This is a genomic window from Micromonospora sp. NPDC092111 (assembly GCF_044755745.1).
Classification (GTDB): Bacteria; Actinomycetota; Actinomycetes; order Mycobacteriales; family Micromonosporaceae; genus Micromonospora.
The window spans coordinates 69,565-86,828 of record NZ_JBIVRQ010000009.1; the positions used below are offsets into that span (position 1 = coordinate 69,565).

At 70.8% G+C, this 17,264-nt stretch carries 12 protein-coding genes; 7 read left to right on the top strand and 5 right to left on the bottom strand.

The window, feature by feature from the left end:
- Positions 1-96: 96 nt before the first annotated feature.
- The 5 genes from ACIQG9_RS18905 (at position 97) to ACIQG9_RS18925 (ending at position 7,311) form a co-directional block, all read left to right on the top strand.
- Positions 97-2,319: a discoidin domain-containing protein gene (locus ACIQG9_RS18905; protein ID WP_400403933.1), complete on the top strand. Its 2,223-nt coding sequence runs from the start codon at positions 97-99 to the stop codon at positions 2,317-2,319.
- Positions 2,320-2,614: 295 nt separating this feature from the next.
- Positions 2,615-3,388 carry a DUF1996 domain-containing protein gene (locus ACIQG9_RS18910; protein WP_400403935.1) on the top strand — a complete coding sequence of 258 codons (774 nt, stop codon included), beginning with the start codon at positions 2,615-2,617 and terminating at the stop codon, positions 3,386-3,388.
- Between the two features lie 224 nt (positions 3,389-3,612).
- Positions 3,613-5,379 carry a discoidin domain-containing protein gene (locus ACIQG9_RS18915; protein ID WP_400403937.1) on the top strand — a complete coding sequence of 589 codons (1,767 nt, stop codon included), beginning with the start codon at positions 3,613-3,615 and terminating at the stop codon, positions 5,377-5,379.
- A 22-nt stretch (positions 5,380-5,401) separates the two neighbouring features.
- Positions 5,402-6,703 carry a DUF1996 domain-containing protein gene (locus ACIQG9_RS18920; RefSeq protein ID WP_400403939.1) on the top strand — a complete coding sequence of 434 codons (1,302 nt, stop codon included), beginning with the start codon at positions 5,402-5,404 and terminating at the stop codon, positions 6,701-6,703.
- On the top strand, positions 6,700-7,311 hold the full coding sequence (locus ACIQG9_RS18925) for a DUF305 domain-containing protein (protein ID WP_400403941.1): 612 nt from the start codon (positions 6,700-6,702) through the stop codon (positions 7,309-7,311). Before ACIQG9_RS18920 ends, ACIQG9_RS18925 begins: the two co-directional genes overlap by 4 nt.
- Before the next feature lie 337 nt (positions 7,312-7,648).
- On the opposite strand, the gene ACIQG9_RS18930 is transcribed toward ACIQG9_RS18925, so the two are convergent.
- Complete coding sequence (locus ACIQG9_RS18930) at positions 7,649-8,314, bottom strand: hypothetical protein (RefSeq protein WP_400403944.1); 666 nt, start codon at positions 8,312-8,314, stop codon at positions 7,649-7,651.
- 310 nt (positions 8,315-8,624) lie between these two features.
- Between ACIQG9_RS18930 and ACIQG9_RS18935 the strand changes: the two genes are divergently transcribed.
- Complete coding sequence (locus tag ACIQG9_RS18935) at positions 8,625-9,323, top strand: hypothetical protein (protein WP_400403946.1); 699 nt, start codon at positions 8,625-8,627, stop codon at positions 9,321-9,323.
- A 91-nt stretch (positions 9,324-9,414) separates the two neighbouring features.
- On the opposite strand, the gene ACIQG9_RS18940 is transcribed toward ACIQG9_RS18935, so the two are convergent.
- From ACIQG9_RS18940 to ACIQG9_RS18955, 4 genes are all read right to left on the bottom strand, one after another.
- Positions 9,415-10,563, bottom strand: a complete 1,149-nt coding sequence (locus ACIQG9_RS18940) for a glycoside hydrolase family 26 protein (protein WP_400403949.1) — start codon at positions 10,561-10,563, stop codon at positions 9,415-9,417.
- Complete coding sequence (locus tag ACIQG9_RS18945; protein WP_400403951.1) at positions 10,551-12,389, bottom strand: glycosyltransferase family 2 protein; 1,839 nt, start codon at positions 12,387-12,389, stop codon at positions 10,551-10,553. Before ACIQG9_RS18945 ends, ACIQG9_RS18940 begins: the two co-directional genes overlap by 13 nt.
- Positions 12,390-12,593: 204 nt before the next feature.
- On the bottom strand, positions 12,594-14,111 hold the full coding sequence (locus tag ACIQG9_RS18950; RefSeq protein WP_400403954.1) for a glycosyltransferase family 39 protein: 1,518 nt from the start codon (positions 14,109-14,111) through the stop codon (positions 12,594-12,596).
- 293 nt (positions 14,112-14,404) lie between these two features.
- Positions 14,405-15,775 (bottom strand): glycosyl hydrolase family 18 protein, encoded by a 1,371-nt coding sequence (locus tag ACIQG9_RS18955; protein WP_400403957.1) that lies wholly within the window; start codon positions 15,773-15,775, stop codon positions 14,405-14,407.
- Between the two features lie 246 nt (positions 15,776-16,021).
- On the opposite strand from ACIQG9_RS18955, the gene ACIQG9_RS18960 reads away from it, so the two are divergent.
- Positions 16,022-17,245, top strand: coding sequence for a cytochrome P450 (locus ACIQG9_RS18960; protein ID WP_400403960.1), 1,224 nt, complete (start codon positions 16,022-16,024; stop codon positions 17,243-17,245).
- Positions 17,246-17,264 lie beyond the last annotated feature (19 nt).

Sequence of the window (17,264 nt, forward strand, 5' to 3'; positions counted from 1 at the left end):
GGATGTCGTCAAGACCCCTCGGTACCCGTCCCCACGGAGCCACCGCCGTCTGGCCGCCGGCGCTGGCTCCTGTCTTCACCCCACCAGGGAGATCTCATGCAAGGCTCCTCCAGCACAGCGCGCCGGACCGGCAGACGCCGGTCCGCGCTCGCGGCGGCCGCGTCCGGGCTGGCCGTGGTCCTCACCTACGTCGTCGCCGTGATCGGCCCGCCCGCCACCGCCGCCGCTGCCGCGTGTGGCACCACCAACGTCGCCCTGAACCGGCCGGCCACCGCGTCCTCCGCGGAGAACAGCCGACTGTCGGCCGCCAACGCCGTGGACGGCAGCGCCACGACCCGCTGGTCCAGCGCGTTCAGCGACCCACAGTGGCTCCAGGTGGACCTCGGCGTCAGCACGGACGTCTGCGAGGTCGTCCTCACCTGGCAGACCTCCTACGCCCGGTCGTTCCAGCTCCAGGTCTCGCCCGACGGGGTCGGCAACTGGTCCTCGATCTACTCCACCACCACCGGCAGCGGCGGCACGCAGACCATCCCGGTCACCGGCACCGGCCGCTTCCTGCGGATGTACGGCACCACCCGGGCGACCGGCTACGGATACTCGATCTACGAGCTGGCCGTCCACGGCGCGTCGGCGGGCACGCCCTCGCCGACCAGTTCCGGCCCGCCGGTCCCCGGCGGCGGCGACCTCGGTTCCAACGTCGTCGTGTTCGACCCATCGATGTCGTCGGCCAGCATCCAGTCGAAGCTGGACCAGGTGTTCGCCGCACAGGAGACGAACCAGTTCGGCACGCAGCGGTACGCGCTGCTGTTCAAGCCGGGTTCGTACAGCGGTCTCAACGCCCAGCTCGGCTTCTACACCTCGATCGCGGGTCTCGGGCAGCACCCGGACGACGTCCAGATCCACGGCGACATCACCGTCGACGCGGGCTGGATGGGCGGCAACGCGACCCAGAACTTCTGGCGGTCGGCCGAGAACATGTCGATCTACCCGGTGTCCGGGACCGACCGGTGGGCGGTGGCCCAGGCGGCGCCGTTCCGGCGGATGGACGTGCACGGCGGGATGACCCTGGCCTCGCCGAACTGCGGCTGGGCCAGCGGCGGGTACATCGCCGACAGCCGGATCAGCGGCACGGTCAGCCCGTGCTCCCAGCAACAGTGGTACACCCGGGACAGCCAGGTCGGCGGCTGGAACGGCGGCGTGTGGAACGTGGTGTTCTCCGGCGTGACCGGCGCACCGGCGAACACCTTCCCGAAACCGCCCTACACCGTCGTGGACAAGAGCCCGGTCAGCCGCGAGAAGCCCTACCTGTACACCGACTCGGCGGGCGCCTACCGGGTGTTCGCCCCGTCCCTGCGCACCAACAGTTCCGGCGTCACCTGGGCCAACGGCAACACCGCCGGCACGTCGATCCCGCTGACCCAGTTCTACGTCGCGCACCCGGGCGATTCGGCGGCGACCATCAACAACGCCCTCGCGCAGGGCCTGAACCTGCTCTTCACCCCGGGGGTCTACCACGTCGGCCAGACCATCAACGTGACCCGGCCGGACACCGTCGTCCTCGGCCTGGGCTTCCCCACGCTGATCGCGGACAACGGGGTCACCGCGATGAACGTGGCCGACGTCAACGGGGTCCGGGTGGCCGGGCTGCTCTTCGACGCCGGCACCACCAGGTCTCCGGCGCTGCTCCAGGTCGGCCAGAGCGGCGCGAACGCGGACCACGCCGCCAACCCGATCTCGTTGCAGGACGTGTTCCTGCGCGTCGGCGGCGCCGGCCCGGCCGCCGTCACCAACGCCCTGGTGGTGAACAGCAACAACACCATCATCGACCACATCTGGGCCTGGCGTGCCGACCACGGCGCCGGGGCCGGGTGGACCACGAATCCGTCCGACACCGGCCTGGTCGTCAACGGCGCCAACGTCACCGCGCTCGGCCTGTTCGTCGAGCACTTCCAGAAGTACAACGTGATCTGGAACGGCAACGGCGGCCGGACCATCTTCTTCCAGAACGAACTGCCCTACGACCCGCCGAGCGCGGCAGCCTGGTCGCACGACGGCATCACCGGCTACGCCGCCTACAAGGTGGCCAACTCGGTCACCAGTCACGAGGCGTGGGGGCTCGGCAGCTACTGCGTCTTCACCACCGACCCGTCCATCGCCGCCTACCACTCCTTCGAGGTGCCGAACAATCCCAACGTCAGGTTCCACGACGTGCTGACCGTATCCCTCGGCAAGGGCTCGATCACCCACGTCATCAACGACACCGGCGACGCGGCCCTGCCGTCCTCGGTCACCCCGCACAACGTGATCAGCTACCCGTGAGCCATCCGGTGCCCGGCGGACGCAGGTCCGCCGGGCACCGGCGCGCGGTACGCCCACCGGGCAGCGGAAAACCACCGCTGGCAAACCAATGGCAACCAATTGTTTCGATGTCCGGTCGTTGTTAGCTTTTTGGAAATAGATGCTCGTTCCTACGTCCAAGGGAGATTCGATGAGCATCAGGTCATTCCTGTCCCGCACCATTTCACCAGAACGCCGGAGAAGCACCCGCGGACCAATCGCCGCAGTTTTCCTGAGTGTCGCGGTAATCGCCGCACTCGGTGGAAACGGCACGGCGTTGGCAGCGGACGACCCGCCGTTCGCGCAGTACCAGGAGGCCCACGCCAACTGCACGGTGAACCACCGGCTCAGCGACGACCCGATCGTCTTCCCCGGCCTGGCCGGGGCGTCGCACAACCACACGTTCATCGGCAACCCCACCACCAACGCCAACTCCACCCCGCAGTCCCTGGTCGGCGGCGCCACGTCCTGCCAGGACACCCTCGACGCGTCCGGCTACTGGTTCCCGACGCTGCTGCAGAACGGCACGCCGGTGGAGAACAGCATCGTCACCGTGTACTACAAGTCCGGGGTGAAGGACTACCGCACGGTCAAGCCGTTCCCGGCCGGGTTCAAGCTGCTCGTGGGCGACGTGAAGACGCCGGACGCGGCGCACTTCGAGGGCAACTGGTCGTGCACCGGCTACAAGGGCGAGGACTGGCCGGCCTCCTGTCCCGCCGGCTCGTCCCTGGTCGTCCGACTGAAGGCGCCGAGCTGCTGGGACGGGGTGCACCTGGACACCGCCGACCACAAGTCGCACATGGCCTGGCCGGTGCAGGGCGTCTGCCCGACGGATCACCCCGTGCCGCTGCCGATGCTGGAAATCAAGCTCCCGTACAAGCTCGCCGGCACCAGCACCGCCGGCCTGGCGTATTCCTCCGGTGCCAGCTACTCATTCCACTACGACTTCATGAACGGCTGGAATGCGGCCCGGCAGGCGTACGTGGTGGCCTACTGCATCAATGGCGGTCGGCAGTGCAACGGTTACGGCGAGGACCCGAAGAACCCGTAGTGCGCAGGTGACGCCGATCGTGGCCGGGCCCGTCCGGCCACGATCGGCCGCGGGCCGACGGGGAGGCCACCCGCAGCACGGCTGGAGCATCCGCATTGATCAATGCAATGCCATTGACAGCCACGCCGGCGAAGGTGACAGTGGATGCGCGAGAGAGCGCTCTCCCGCGCGTCTGGACCCGATCGGTGATCGACCGGTCCCACCACCGCCCCCAAGGAGTACCGATGCCTCGGACTCTCCCCCCGTCCCACCCCAACCCGCCCGCCGCCCGGCGGCGCAGGCGACTCGCCGCCCTCGGCGGCGCACTGCTCATGCTGCTCGGCGCGCACCTGGCGATCGTGGCCCCGCCCGCCAGCGCCGCCGACCCGCTGCTGTCCCAGGGTCGACCGGTCACCGCCTCGTCGACCGAGTCCGTGGCGTTCCCCGCCTCGTCGGCCGTCGACGGCGACGCCGGCACCCGCTGGTCCAGCGGGTTCAGTGACCCGCAGTGGTTGCAGGTCGACCTCGGCAGCTCCGCCAACGTCACCCGGGTGGTGCTGCGCTGGGAGGCCGCCTACGCCCGCGCGTTCACCATCGAGACCTCGCCCACCGGCACGGGCAACTGGACGACGATCCACACGACCACGGCCGGGGCGGGAGGCGTCCAGGACCTCGTGGTCACCGGTGCCGGCCGTTTCGTCCGGGTCAACACCACCCAGCGCGCCACCCAGTACGGCGTGTCGCTGTGGGAGTTCGAGGTCTACGGCAGCACCGGTCCGACCACCCCGCCGCCGACCACGCCGCCGCCGACGACCCCGCCGCCCGGCGGCGCGACGCTCCTGTCGTACGCCAAGCCGGCGGTCGCGTCGACCAGCCAGAACGACGGCGCGTGCTTCGGCTGCACGCCGGACAAGGCGTTCGACAACGACCCGGCGAGCCGCTGGGCGACCAGCCCGACCAACGGCTGGGTCGACCCCGGCTGGATCTACGTCGACCTCGGCGCCACGGCGACGGTGACCCAGGTCGTGCTGCAGTGGGACCCCGCGTTCGCCCGGTCGTACCAGATCCAGGTCTCGCCGAACGCGTCCACCTGGACCACGATCTACACGACCACCACGGGGCAGGGCTTCCGGGAGGCCGTCAACGTCTCCGGCACCGGACGGTACGTGCGGATGTACGGCACCGCCCGCAGCAGCCAGTACGGGTACTCGCTGTGGGAGTTCAAGGTGTACGGCACCGGCGGCAACCCCACCCCGCCGCCGGCCATGCCCGCCGACCCCACCTTCCCGGCCACCCGGCTCGTGTTCAGCGACGAGTTCAACGGCGCCGCGGGCAGCAAGCCCGACCCGGCGAAGTGGACGATCGACCCGGGCACCGGCCAGAACAACGAACTCCAGTACTACACGAACAACGACAACGCCAGCATGGACGGCACCGGCTCGCTGGTCATCGAGGCCCGGCGGGAGACCGTCAACGGCCGCTCGTACACCTCGCACCGGATGAACACCGGCAACAAGTTCCACGTCCAGTACGGCCGGATCGAGGCCCGGGTCCGGGTGCCGAAGGGCAACGGCTTCTGGCCGGCGTTCTGGATGATGGGCGCCGACTTCCTCACCGGGCGGCCGTGGCCGTACAACGGGGAGATCGACATCATGGAGGTGCTCGGCCGCAACACCCAGGAGGCCTACTCGACCCTGCACGCCCCGGCCTACAACGGCGGCGGCGGGTACGGCCAGAAGTACGCCGCACCGGGCGGGGTGGACCTGTCCACCGGCTTCCACGTCTGGTCGGCCGAGTGGGACAGCCGGGGCATCACCTTCAAGATCGACGGGCAGACGGTCTTCACCGCCAGCAAGGCCACGGTCGAGTCGACCCGCGGCCCCTGGGTGTTCGACCACCCGTTCTACCTGATCCTCAACCTCGCCGTCGGCGGCGACTTCCCCGGCCCGGTCGACGGCACCACGCCGTTCCCGTCGCGGATGCTCGTCGACTACGTCCGCGTCTACCAGTAGCCCCGGCCCGGAAGGAGTCCTCATGTCCCTGCCCACACCGCTGACACCGGCTCGCGGGCCGCTGCGTACCGCCGCGCTCGCGGTGGCACTCGTCGCGCTGCTCGGCGGCTACCTGGTCGCCACCGCCCTCCGGGCCGACGCGGCCGACCCCCTGCTCTCCCAGGGCAGACCGGCGACGGCGTCCTCCACCGAGAACGGCGGCACGCCCGCCAGCAACGCCGTGGACGGCAACACCGGCACCCGCTGGGGCAGCGCGTTCAGCGATCCCCAGTGGCTGCGGGTCGACCTCGGCGCCACCGCGACCGTCAGCCGGGTGGTGCTGCGGTGGGAGGCCGCGTACGCGCGGGCCTTCACCGTGCAGACCTCGCCCGACGGCAACACCTGGACGACCGTCTACAGCACCACCAACGGCCCCGGCGGCGTCCAGGACCTCACCGTCTCCGGCAGCGGCCGGTACGTCCGGGTCAACGCGACCCAACGGGCCACCCAGTACGGCGTCTCGCTCTGGGAGTTCCAGGTCTACGGCGTCGGCGGCGCGCCACCGCCGACGACGCCGCCCGGCGGCCCGATCGTGCGGGTCGCGGAGTTCCTCGCCGACTGCCCGTTCAGCCACCGGCTGCCCGACGACCCGATCGTCTTCCCGGGCCTGCCCGGCGCCTCGCACATGCACAGCTTCTTCGGCAGCACGGTGACGAACGCCCACACCACCGTGAACGACCTGCTCAACGCCAACAGCAACTGCAACCCGTCGGTGGACACCTCGTCCTACTGGATCCCGACGTTCTACGTCGACAACCAGCCCGTCGAACCGTCGATCGCCACCTTCTACTATCTGGGCGAGGGCGTCCGTCCGGACGTGACCGCACGGATCCAGGCGCTCCCGCTGGGTCTGCGCATCGTCGCCGGCAACGCCAAGGCGACCGCACCGGAGCAGAGCATCGCCCGCTGGTCCTGCCTGCACCACGGCGAGGTGGCCCCGTCGAAGAACTTCGTCAACTGTCCGGCCGGCAGCATGATCGAGTCGTACCTGGACTTCCCGCAGTGCTGGGACGGGGTGAACCTCGACTCGGCGAACCACCAGAGCCACATGGCGTACCCGGTGAACAACGACTGCCCGACCAGCCACCCGGTACCCGTGCCGAAGCTGCGTCAGGTGATCCGCTACCCGGCCAACGGTGACCCGGCCCGCTTCCGGCTCGCCTCCGGTGCCGGCTACACGATGCACGGCGACTTCTTCAACGCCTGGCCGGTGGCGGAGATGGAGCGCCGGGTGCGGGACTGCATCCGTCCGATCATCAAGTGCGGCGTCAACGGAACCCCGTGACGGTCGAACGTCCTCGCCGGCCCCGCACCGGGCCGGCGAGGCTCCCCGCCCTCCTCCTCGGACTGCTGCTCGTCGCCGTACCGGTGGCCACCGGCTGCGCGCAGGAGCCGTCCACCACCAGGAACGCGCCGGCCCCCGCCGGGTCGACCCCGGCCACGACCCTCGGCGGCACCGACGCGGCATGGATCCAGCTCATGATCCCGATGAACGAGCAGATGCTCCTGGCCCTCGACCTGGTCGCCGGTCAGACCACCGACCAGCGGATCCGTGACCTGGCCGGGCGGGTCGCGGCGAACCGGCGCGCGGAACTCGACGACCTCCGGCGGCTACGCGGCAGCGCCGGGCTGCCGACGGTCAACGCGCACGAGGGCCACGACCTTCCCGGCATGGTGATCCCGGCCGATCTCGTCACCCTGCGCGCTCTACACGACGCGGCGTTCGACCGCGCCATCGGGCAGACCCTGCGCGAGCACGTGGAGCAGGGCGCGCGGCTCGCCGACGCCGAGCAGACCAACGGCGCCGACCCGGAGACCCGGCGGCTGGCGGAACGGATGGGAGAGACCCGGGCCGCCGAACTCGGCTGGCTCTCCCACGCCACCCCGAAATGATCCTCCCACCTTCGGGCGGGCCAGGTCACCTGCTGGTCGCTGGCCCGCCGTCGACCAGCAGGTGACCGTGAGGCCCGCTCCGGACGCGGCCACGGGTGGACCCGTCGGAGTTGGGCAGCCAGTCCGCCACCACGTCTCCGCCCAACGAAGCGGACATTCCACGCGAAAATCCTCGGCCCATCGGCATCACCCCGGACACCGGTATGCCGCTCCGGCATAAATATGACGCAGCGGCATATCCGTCTCCAGAGTGGTCGCCAACTGCGGAAGACGACTCCCCGTCAGGGATCCACCGGGGACACCCCCGACACCCCGGTAGACGTCGTGGTCACCGCAGCTAGTCCGGGATGTTCCAGGCGGACACCTCGACCGTCGCCGCGCCGTCGTTGGCCACTCCGACCACGTACACCAGGATCATCCGCCACTGTTCTCCACGCGCCCGTGCCGCGCTGTAGTCGGTGGTGACACAGGCCGCCGTGCCCTTGCGCACCGGGATCGGGGCGTTCAGCCCGACCGGCGCGCTGCGGATCTTCTCGGCGCACTCTTTCGGCGTCATCCCGGGTCGTGCGGCCTCGCTGCCCTCCACGCCGTCGAGCAGCCGGAAGGACGCCGGTTCGTTGCCGCAACCCGCATTGAACCGGATCTCGGTGTCGGCATTCTCGGTCTTGGCCCGTGGCTCGTCCAGGTCTGCGTACATCGGGTAGCTGCACGTCGACTTCAGCACCAACGGCTGCTTCTCATACTTCGGCTCATAGACGGTCTGTTCGGTCAGCAGCGGCGCGTCGCCCGGCGAGCGGGACACGTCACCGGGAGCGGACGGCGGGTCGGATGGTGATTCAGCGGCACCGGGCACCGTGGTCACGGGAGCCGTCGGCGCAGCGTCCGGGGTGCGGTCGCGCAGTGCGATCGACTTCGCATCCTTGGCCTGATCGACCGCACGCCAGGCGAAAAGGGTCGAGCCGAACGCCAGCAACAGCGCCAGGACCGCGACCGCGAGGGCCACCAGAGCGAACCGGGTGCCAGTCGCCGGCCCCCGGGCCGGCCCTGCGGAAGGCGCCCTGGGTGGCATCTGCGTCGTGCGAGCCGTCGGCGGGGGGACATTCGGGCTGGGAGACCCGCTGTCTCCGTGAGTCTCGCTCACGAGGGCACCTCCTGCGATACGTGGGACGTTCAGGACCGGTGGCTGTTTATGTCAGAAACCGCAGGGCGTGACTATCACATAGGCGACAGCGTATCGTCGGGCGGTCGCTTGAGGGCCGCACCGATGATAGAAACTGTCACCATTCCGTTCGGCAACAACAATCGGGAGAGACGTGGCGTCCGTCGACAATGGCCACCCTGCGGAGACCGAGCGGCAGGGGCCCGGCGGCCGGCGCGGTCGCGGCCGGCGGGTTGCCGCCGCACTGACCCTGGTCGGCGTCCTACTCGCCGGTGCCAGCCTCCTCCGGGACTACTTCGACCTGCGGTGGCATTCCTCTGCGGTGGACGGCACCCCCGGCCCGGTCGGACCGGCCCGGTCGAGCAGCGCCGACCCGACCGGCACGCCCGGCATGACCGGGGCACCGACCTCGCCAGCAGGGGACGGCATCGGCCTGGACACACTGGCCGTCGAACAAGGCGGTGCGAACATCGTCGCGCTGCCCCGGGCCCTACGCGGACAAGCCGGCTACGACCGGGCCCTCACCATTTCCTGCCCGCGCAACACCGCCGCCGACAAACACCGGGAGGTGGTGTACCCGCTGCGACGGCGCTATTTCGACCTCGCCACTATCGTCCGGCCGTATTTTCCTGACGACCCGCGGGCGGCGGCGTACGTGTCGGTCCTCATTGCCGTCCGACAGTCCGACGGCACGGTCAACCGGCTAGAGCGTGGTGGACGGGAGGCCCGGCAGGACGCCCCCGCGTCACTGTCGGCCGACGTCGAAGGTGCCGACGAACTGGCCCTGCGGGTGCAGTGCGAGTCGCCGACGGGCGTCGTGGTGCTCACGAATGCCCGGCTGATCGCACAGTGACCCGGATCGCGCGGTCACCTGTCGCCGGCGGTGACGTCTCATCAATACCGCGTCACCAATCAACAGCTACAGGTCAGCGGTCACGCCGGGCCTACTCGTCGAGGGTGGTGCGTGGGAGCATGTCGGGTGACCAGGTGAAGCGGTAACGGGGGGCGGCGACCGCCTGGGCGAAGGCCCGTGCCGCGGCCGGCGGGCTGACGATCCGCCAGTCCAGCTCCTTGTTCACCTCGAACCAGATCAGGCCGATGATGTCCCGGTGGCGGGGCAGCGCCCGGAAGGTCTGCGTGATCCATTCGGCCTTGCGCCCGTGGCCGTCGGAGGCGCCGGTCTCGGTGATGACGAGCGGCTTGCGGGTGAACGTGCGGATCTCCGTGATGGTCTGGTCGAAGATCGCGTCGAAGGACCGGTACCTGGAGAAGGCCCCGGTGCCGTAGTAGCCGGACAGGCCCACCCAGTCGACGTAGGCGTCACCCGGGTAGTACGTGGACAGTTTCGGGGTGGAGCTGTCCCAGCGGGTGTTCGGGCTCCACACCCAGGTGACGTTGGTGACGCCGGCGGCCCGGAACAGGTCGTGTATGTGCCGCCACGCTTTGACGTAGCCGCCCGGCCGGTTGCCGTTGGCCAGTTCGGACCACGGGTACCAGTCGCCGTTCATCTCGTGGGCGAAGCGGATCGCCACCGGGTAGCCGAGTGCCTTGATCCCGGTGGCCCAGGACAGCAGGTAGCTGTCGAAGTCCCCACGGGCGATGTTGGCCAACCGGTAGCGGGGTTGGTCCGACCGGAGCTGGTCGATCTTGCGGGCGGTGAGCTTCTTCTTGCGGGCCGCCTGGTCCAGTTGGTGGTCCCATGGCTCCCAGGCCAGCATCGGCAGCATGCCACGGCCGCTGATCCGGTCGAACAGCGTCCGGTCGAACGTGGCGGACGCCCATCCGGCGCTGAAGAGCATGACCTGCGGCTGGTGTCCGGCCGCCACCGTGAACGTTTGCACCGCCGCGAGGTCGTACGGGCCCTTGTCCGTCGTGACACCGATGAACATCTTTCCGGCGGGCGGGAAGAGCACCGGCTCCGGTCGGGGCGACGGGCTCGGCCCGGCCGTGGCGGGTGCGGCCGTCGGGACCGGATCGGCGGTGGCGTTCTCCCGCCCCCAGGACGTGGTCCGGGGCGCGATGACGAAGGCGTACGTCAGCAGCAGGGCGCTGATCAACACCAGCGTGACCCGTGGGATGGTCAGCCGTACCATGGCGCACCCCGGTCGACCGTCATCCGCGACTTCGGTGCCGGGTCCGGTCCGCGCCGGCCCCGGGCGGCGGACGGGACCGGGTCGGCGCGCCGGTCGGCGCCGGCCCGGAGGCCCGACACGAGCGCGATCAGCGGCGGCGCGAGACCGGTCAGGAGGGTCAGCACCGGCCACACCCGCAGCAGGGTGAAGCTGTCGTCCCGCAGGAAGCTCGCGCCGAGCAGCACGGCGGCGAAGGCCGCCCAGCACAGGTGCAGCCGGAAGGTGCCGAACGACTCGGTGGTACGCAGCTTGCCCTTGGCCGTCACCACGAACCCGAGCCTGCGCCGCAGCAGCGCGCCGACACCGGCGGCCAGGTAGATGGGTCCGGCGAACAGCGCCAGCGCCATGCCCGCCAGGCCGATCTCCTCCCGTTCGTGAGGTGCGATGTTGAACCGGCGGAGCCAGAGCCACAGCACGAACCAGGTGCCGATGGTCGAGCCCCACAGCACCGCCCACACGGTGCCGTCGAGCTGGGCCGCGCTCACGCCGGTGAGCAGGTACATAGCCGTGGCGAGGTTGCCCAGCAGCAGGCTGACCGCGACGCTCGGGTAGTAGAACTGGAGCAGGCGGTACTGCCAGCGGCGGCGTGCGCGCAGCTCGCGCGGCGCCCGCAGCTCGGGGCGTACCAGGATTTCACCGATGCCGGCGGCCCAGCGTTTCTGCTGGTTGAAGTAGTCGGCCCAGGAGGTGGGGCCCTCCCCGATGGCCACCACGTCCGGGGTGTATACGCCCTTCCACTGGTTGCCCGTCCCGGGGTTGACGGCGGCGTGGATCCGGATGCTGGTGAGGTGGTCCTCGATGATCGAATCCTGGTAGCCGCCGATGCTCCGCCAGGCCGCCGGTCGGTAGAGGTGGCCGGTGCCGGTGAGCAGCGGCGCGTCCAGACCGTTGCCGCCCCGGGCGATCAGTCCGTTGTAGAGGTACTGCTGCACCGACGCGCCGTGCGCGACCAGGTTCTGGTGCATGTTGCCGTAGACCTGCGGCGTCACCACGAAGGCGACGTCCGGGTCGCGGAAGTAGCCGAGCGTCCGTTCGAGGAAGCCCGTCATCGGCACGTGGTCCGGGTCGACGTTGGCGACCACGTCGTAGTGGTGCTCGTGCTCGGCCCGCCAGGCGTTGTGGTTGCCCGACTTGGTCCGGGCGCGGAACTCGCCGCTCGGCTGGTTGTACCGCGGCCGGCCCTTGCGGCTGAAGTGGTGCACCCCGAGCCGGGCCGCCATCTCCCGTACCGCCGGCTCGTCGCCCTCGTCGAGGATCCAGACGTCGACCCGACCGCAGTACACGATCTGTGTCATCCTGCGCAGCGTCCGCTCGACGACGTCGAGTGGCTCCTTACTGGGCACGATCGTGGTGAGCAGGGCCACCCGCAGGCCGACCGGGGGGTCCACCGGGACCGGGTCCTTGGCGTTGAAGGCGAACACCCAGACGACCACGTTCTGCGCGAGGCGGATCAGCTCGACGCCGACGACCACGCAGAAGCCGAGCCGGGCCGCCGTGGTCTGCCAGCTTCCGAACCCGATCACGCCCGATCCGGGGATGTGCGCGGGAAGCAGCAGCCAACCGACGAGCAGCAGCCCGGCCGCGCTGTTGACCAGGACGAGCAGCGTCAGGACCAGTCGCGAGGCGGGCGAGGCGGCATGGCGGAACTCGACCGCCGCGCGGGGGTGCCGTGGCGCGACCAGGGGTCCGGCGGTCGCCCCGCAGCGGGCGTACGCGAGTCGCGCCCGGATGTTCAGTTGCCGGCGATCGGGACGCTCTCCGGCCGGCAGTCGCGCCGGGGTGACCATCGGAGGTCCGTCGCCGGACGTCTCCTGCCTGGTGGCCCGGGACAGGCGTGTGTCGGCGACGACGCCCACGTTGCCCCCCAAGGGTCTGGATCTCGGTTCACCACATCCGTCGACCGAGCCTAAACGGGCAATACGCACTTTCTGCCGATAATCGCTGATTTGCCGCAAAGGCGACCGGCGCTCGAATTCGCGACCCCGGCACCGTCAGAGGTCCGCCCGCTCGTCCACCAGCAGCGCCAGCGTGAACCCGGTCGGTCTCCAGACCTGCGCCACCTGATAGCCCGACCGCAGCGCCCGCTCCTTCGCCGCACCGATGGCACGCACCGGGTCCGCCTGGTCGCCGAGCCGGATCACCCACAGCCGCCGTACCCCCCGCAGGCAGGTGGCGAGATCGGTGCGTTCGGCGACCGGGAGCGGACCGTCGACCCGTGCTGGACCGGCGGCGAACACGTCGCTGGGCCGACGGTCGGCGGGCAGATATCGCGCCAGCACGTTCCGGCCGGCCCCGTCACCACCCGGGTCGGCGGAGCCGTAGACGACCCCGTCGCCGGGGCGCAGCCGACGTTCGATGATCTCCGCGAGCTGACGGGTGGCCTGCTGATGGCCATCCGGTCCCCGTACGGCCACCTGCGCCGGCACGCCGATCAGGACGATGGCCGCCAGCACGCCCGCCGACCAGCGGGCGCGCGCCCGGGCGAGGGCGACCGCGCCGAGCGTCGCCCACGCCGGGACGGTGAACAGCAGCCACTGCGGCAGCCAGATCGGCGTCACCTGCGTGACGGGTAGCAGGGCGAGCGGCGGCACCACCGCCCAGGCGGTGTGGACGGCGGACGGGTACCGCAGCGGAAGGCTGAACAGCGCCAGGGCGAGCAGCACGACCCCCAGCGCGGTGCCGCCGAACAGCTCCCCCGGGGTCGCGGCCAGCAGCTCCAGGCTCGGGCCCGAACCCGGGGGCAACGCGCCGTGCCGCGTGGTGAGCCAGAGCAGCGCCGCCCCGGGCAGCGCGCCCACCGACGCGGCGACCAGCCAGCGGACCGCCGCCGGACGCCGGAAGGCGAACACGACCCAGCCGTGACCGGCGAGCAGCAGGAGCGCGAACACGTCGGACAGGCCCAGGACCAGCAGCGCGCCGCCGTAGCCGGCGAACCGCCAGGACCCCGGCCGGTCCATGGCCGGTACGAGCAGCGACGTGGCGAGCACCGCGACGAGCAGGGTCAGCGCGTACGGCTGGGCCTCCTGGGCGTACCGCGTCGACGTCGGCAGCAGCGCGAGGAGCACCCCGGCCAGGACGCCGGTGCCCGGCGTGAACATCCGCGCCGCCAGCCGGCCGACGAGGGCCGCCGCCCCGGCCATGGCCAGGACGGACGGCGCGCGCAGCGCCAGGTCGGAGCTGCCGAAGACCTCCGTCCACCCCCGGATCAGCAGGTGGTAGGGCACGACGGTGGCATCGCCCGCACCGAGCGTCGACCAGTTGTCCCGCCAGGACGACGTGGCCCTGCCCCAGGTCGCGAGCTCCTCCGTTCGCAGCCCTGGTACGCCGGCCCGGACCACACCGAGCGCGCCCATCAGCAGGGCCGGCACCAGCCACGCCGCGACCCGCCACCCGGGGGTGTCGGTCGCCGGGCGACCGGGGGCGGTGCCGTGGCCCTCCCCCCAGGGGTCCTCGACACCGGCCTCCGCCGTCCCGAGCCGGGGCAGGACCATGGTCTCCGCGTCCATCATCGTGTCTCACGTACCTCCGTGGGTCGTCGTCCGGGGTCGGGGCCCGGATCCGCCCCACAGCGACCGCCGGGCCGGTGGCCGCAGCCGCGAACCGGGCGGGACATGGCGCGCCGGGGAGTCCTGGACCGCGCACCGGATGCTGCCTTGCAGCATATGGGCGCTATGTCCGGACAAGGGCGGTAAGCCGCAAAAGCGGACTCCCCTCCGGTCTCCCACGCCGCCGGGGACGCGGTGACCGGCAGAGGTCCCCTGTCGACGCCGTCGGCGGCGTCGACAGGGGACCTTCCGGAGGCTCAGGCGGGCAGCCGCCAGGTTTGGTTGGCGCCGCCGAAGCAGTCCCAGATCTGCAGCCGGGTGCCGTCGGCGGAGCTGTTGTCGGTGGCGTCCAGGCACTTGTTCGACTGCGGGTTGCGCAGCGTGCCGCCGGACTGGGCCTGCCACACCTGGGCGCCGCTGCCGTTGCAGTCCCACAGCTGGACCTTGGCGCCGTTGGCGGTGGAGCCGCTGGCCACGTCGGCGCACTTGCCGAGGGCGCGCAGCGTGCCGTCGCCGGCCACGGTCCAGCTCTGCGCGGTGGTGCCGTTGCAGCCCCAGAGCTGCACGGCGGTGCCGTTGGCGGTGCTCGCCGAGGCCACGTCGACGCACTTGCCACCGATCCCGGTGATCGGTCCGGTACGGCCGCTCGGCGGCGGGGTGGTGCCACCCGTGGCGGCGGCGTAGATCGCGCTGACCAGCGAGGTCGAGCCCGTGGTGTCCTGGGACAGCTCCCAGTTCATGATCCCGCCGGCGTTGGCCATCGCCCACTGGGTCTTCCGGGTGACCGTCGGGATGCCGTTGTAACACTGCTGCACGCCGCCGACCGTGGTGCAGTCCCGGTTGGCGTTCGCCGGGTCCATCCCGACCAGCGCCGAGTAGGTGTAGTAGCCGGGGCGGCTGTAGAACGGCACGCCCAGCACCGCCTTGCTGGCCGGCAGACCACGCGACTTCCACAGGTTGACGCTGGCGATCGACCAGTCGTAGTTGGCGTGCGGGCTGCCGCCGTCGTACGCCATGATGTTCAGCCAGTCGACCTGGCCGAACACGGCCGTCGGCACCCCCTGGACGTAGCTGCCCTCCGAGACGACGGCGGCGGTGAGCAGCTTGCCCCGGCTGTGCAGCGCGCTGCCGAGCTGCTGCATGAGCTGGCTGTAGTTGTTGGCCGAGGTGCCCGGGTCCGGGTACTCCCAGTCCATGTCGACGCCGTCCAGGTTGTACTGCCCGACCAGGTTGACCAGGTTGTTGACGAAGGCGGTCCGGCTGCCGGCGTTCGCGGCCAGCGCCTCGAACGCGGAGTCGTTGCCGTCGTGCCAACCGCCGACCGCGATCGACACCTTGACGTTGTTGGCGTGCCCGAGCGAGACCAGCGAGGACAGCTTGCCGGGATTCTCCACCGGGCGCAGGCTGCCGTCATTGTTGGGCAGCACGAAGGCGTAGTTGATGTGGGTGAGCTTGCCGTACTGGATGGTGTCGACGCTGCCGGCCCAGGAGGGCAGGTAGCCGACGCTCTTGAAGTTGTTGGGCAGCACCGCGGCCTGCGCGGCGGTGGGGACCAGGGTGACGGTGGCGGTGACGGTGGCCAGCGCGAGCAGGCCGGCGGCGAGGGCGCGGCGCAGCGGTGAGGACATCGGGGGCCTTCCCGTGGGTGGGGTGACGCCGCCACGCAGCGACGCTGGCTGCGCGGCGGACGGAGGGACGGGTGGGCCTCAAGGCAGCCAAATCTTAAAGAGTGTTAACTGTCGTAGTCAATCGACGCCGGGGAATGCATGGGTCGGCGGTCGCCGGTCGACGGCAGGGGATTGTGTCGACATCCGCCGATGGGTAGCGTTGCGCAGTGAGATGACTACTGAACGTCGTCATGGAAGGTGATCCACGTGACCCACACCGTGGAGACGGAACTGCCCCTCTGGCCGCCGGTCAACCTCGCCCGCGGCCCGTTCACCCCGCTGGACGAGGCCGAACGACGCCGGTACGTCGGCCCGGTGACCCGGGTACGGCTCCCCACCGGCGCCGCCGCCTGGCTGGTCAGCCGGCACGCCGACGTCCGTCAGCTCCTGCGTCACCCCGCCTTCAGCTCCGATCTCCACCACCCCGGCTTTCCGCTGCTGCGCCCGCTGCCGCCGCAGGCGACCACCGACAACCAGGGCGCGTTCATCCGGATGGACGGCGCCGAGCACACCCGGCTACGCCGGATGCTCACCGCCGAGTTCATGATCAAGAACGTTCGCCGGATCGAGCCGCTGATCAGCCGGACCGTCGACGAGACCCTGGACGGCCTGGCCGCCGCCGGCCCCCCGGCCGACCTGGTGTCGACGTTCGCCCTGCCACTGCCGTCCATGGTGATCTGCCACCTGCTCGGCGTCCCCTACGCCGACCACGACTTCTTCCAGTCCCGCAGCCGGCTGCTGCTCGACCGCGAGGTGCCGCCGGAACGCCTCCAGCACGCCGCCCAGGGGCTGCGCGACTACCTCCGGACGCTGATCGACGCCAGACTTGCCCACCCCGACCGGACGGACGACCTGCTCAGCCGGCTGATCAGGGAACGGGTCGCGCCGGGGGAACTCGGCGTGGACGAGCTGGTCGGAATGGCCCTGCTGCTGCTCATCGCCGGCCACGAGACGACCGCCAACATGATCGGGCTGAGCGTCCTGCTGCTCACCCGCCACCCCGGGCAGTTCGCGGTCCTGCGCGACGAGCCCGACCAGGCCGCAGCGGTGGTGGAGGAGCTGCTGCGCTACCTCAGCATCGTGCGGACCGGGCTGTCCCGGGTGGCCACCGAGGACGTCGAGATCGGCGGCCGGCTCATCCGGGCCGGCGAGGGCGCGGTGGTGCTGATCTCCCTGGCCAACCGGGACGCCGAGGTCTTCGACGACCCGGACGGGTTCGACCCGTACCGGCAGGCCCACCAGCAGGTGGCCTTCGGGTTCGGGGTGCACCAGTGCATCGGCCAGCCACTGGCCCGCGCCGAACTGCGCATCGCCCTGGTGGCACTGGCCCGGCGTTTCCCCGACCTGCGGGTGACGGCGACCCCGCAGGAGCTGCGCACCCGGGACAACTCAGTCGTCTTCGGACTCGACGACCTCCCGGTGACCTGGTGACGCCCGCCGGCCGACCCGC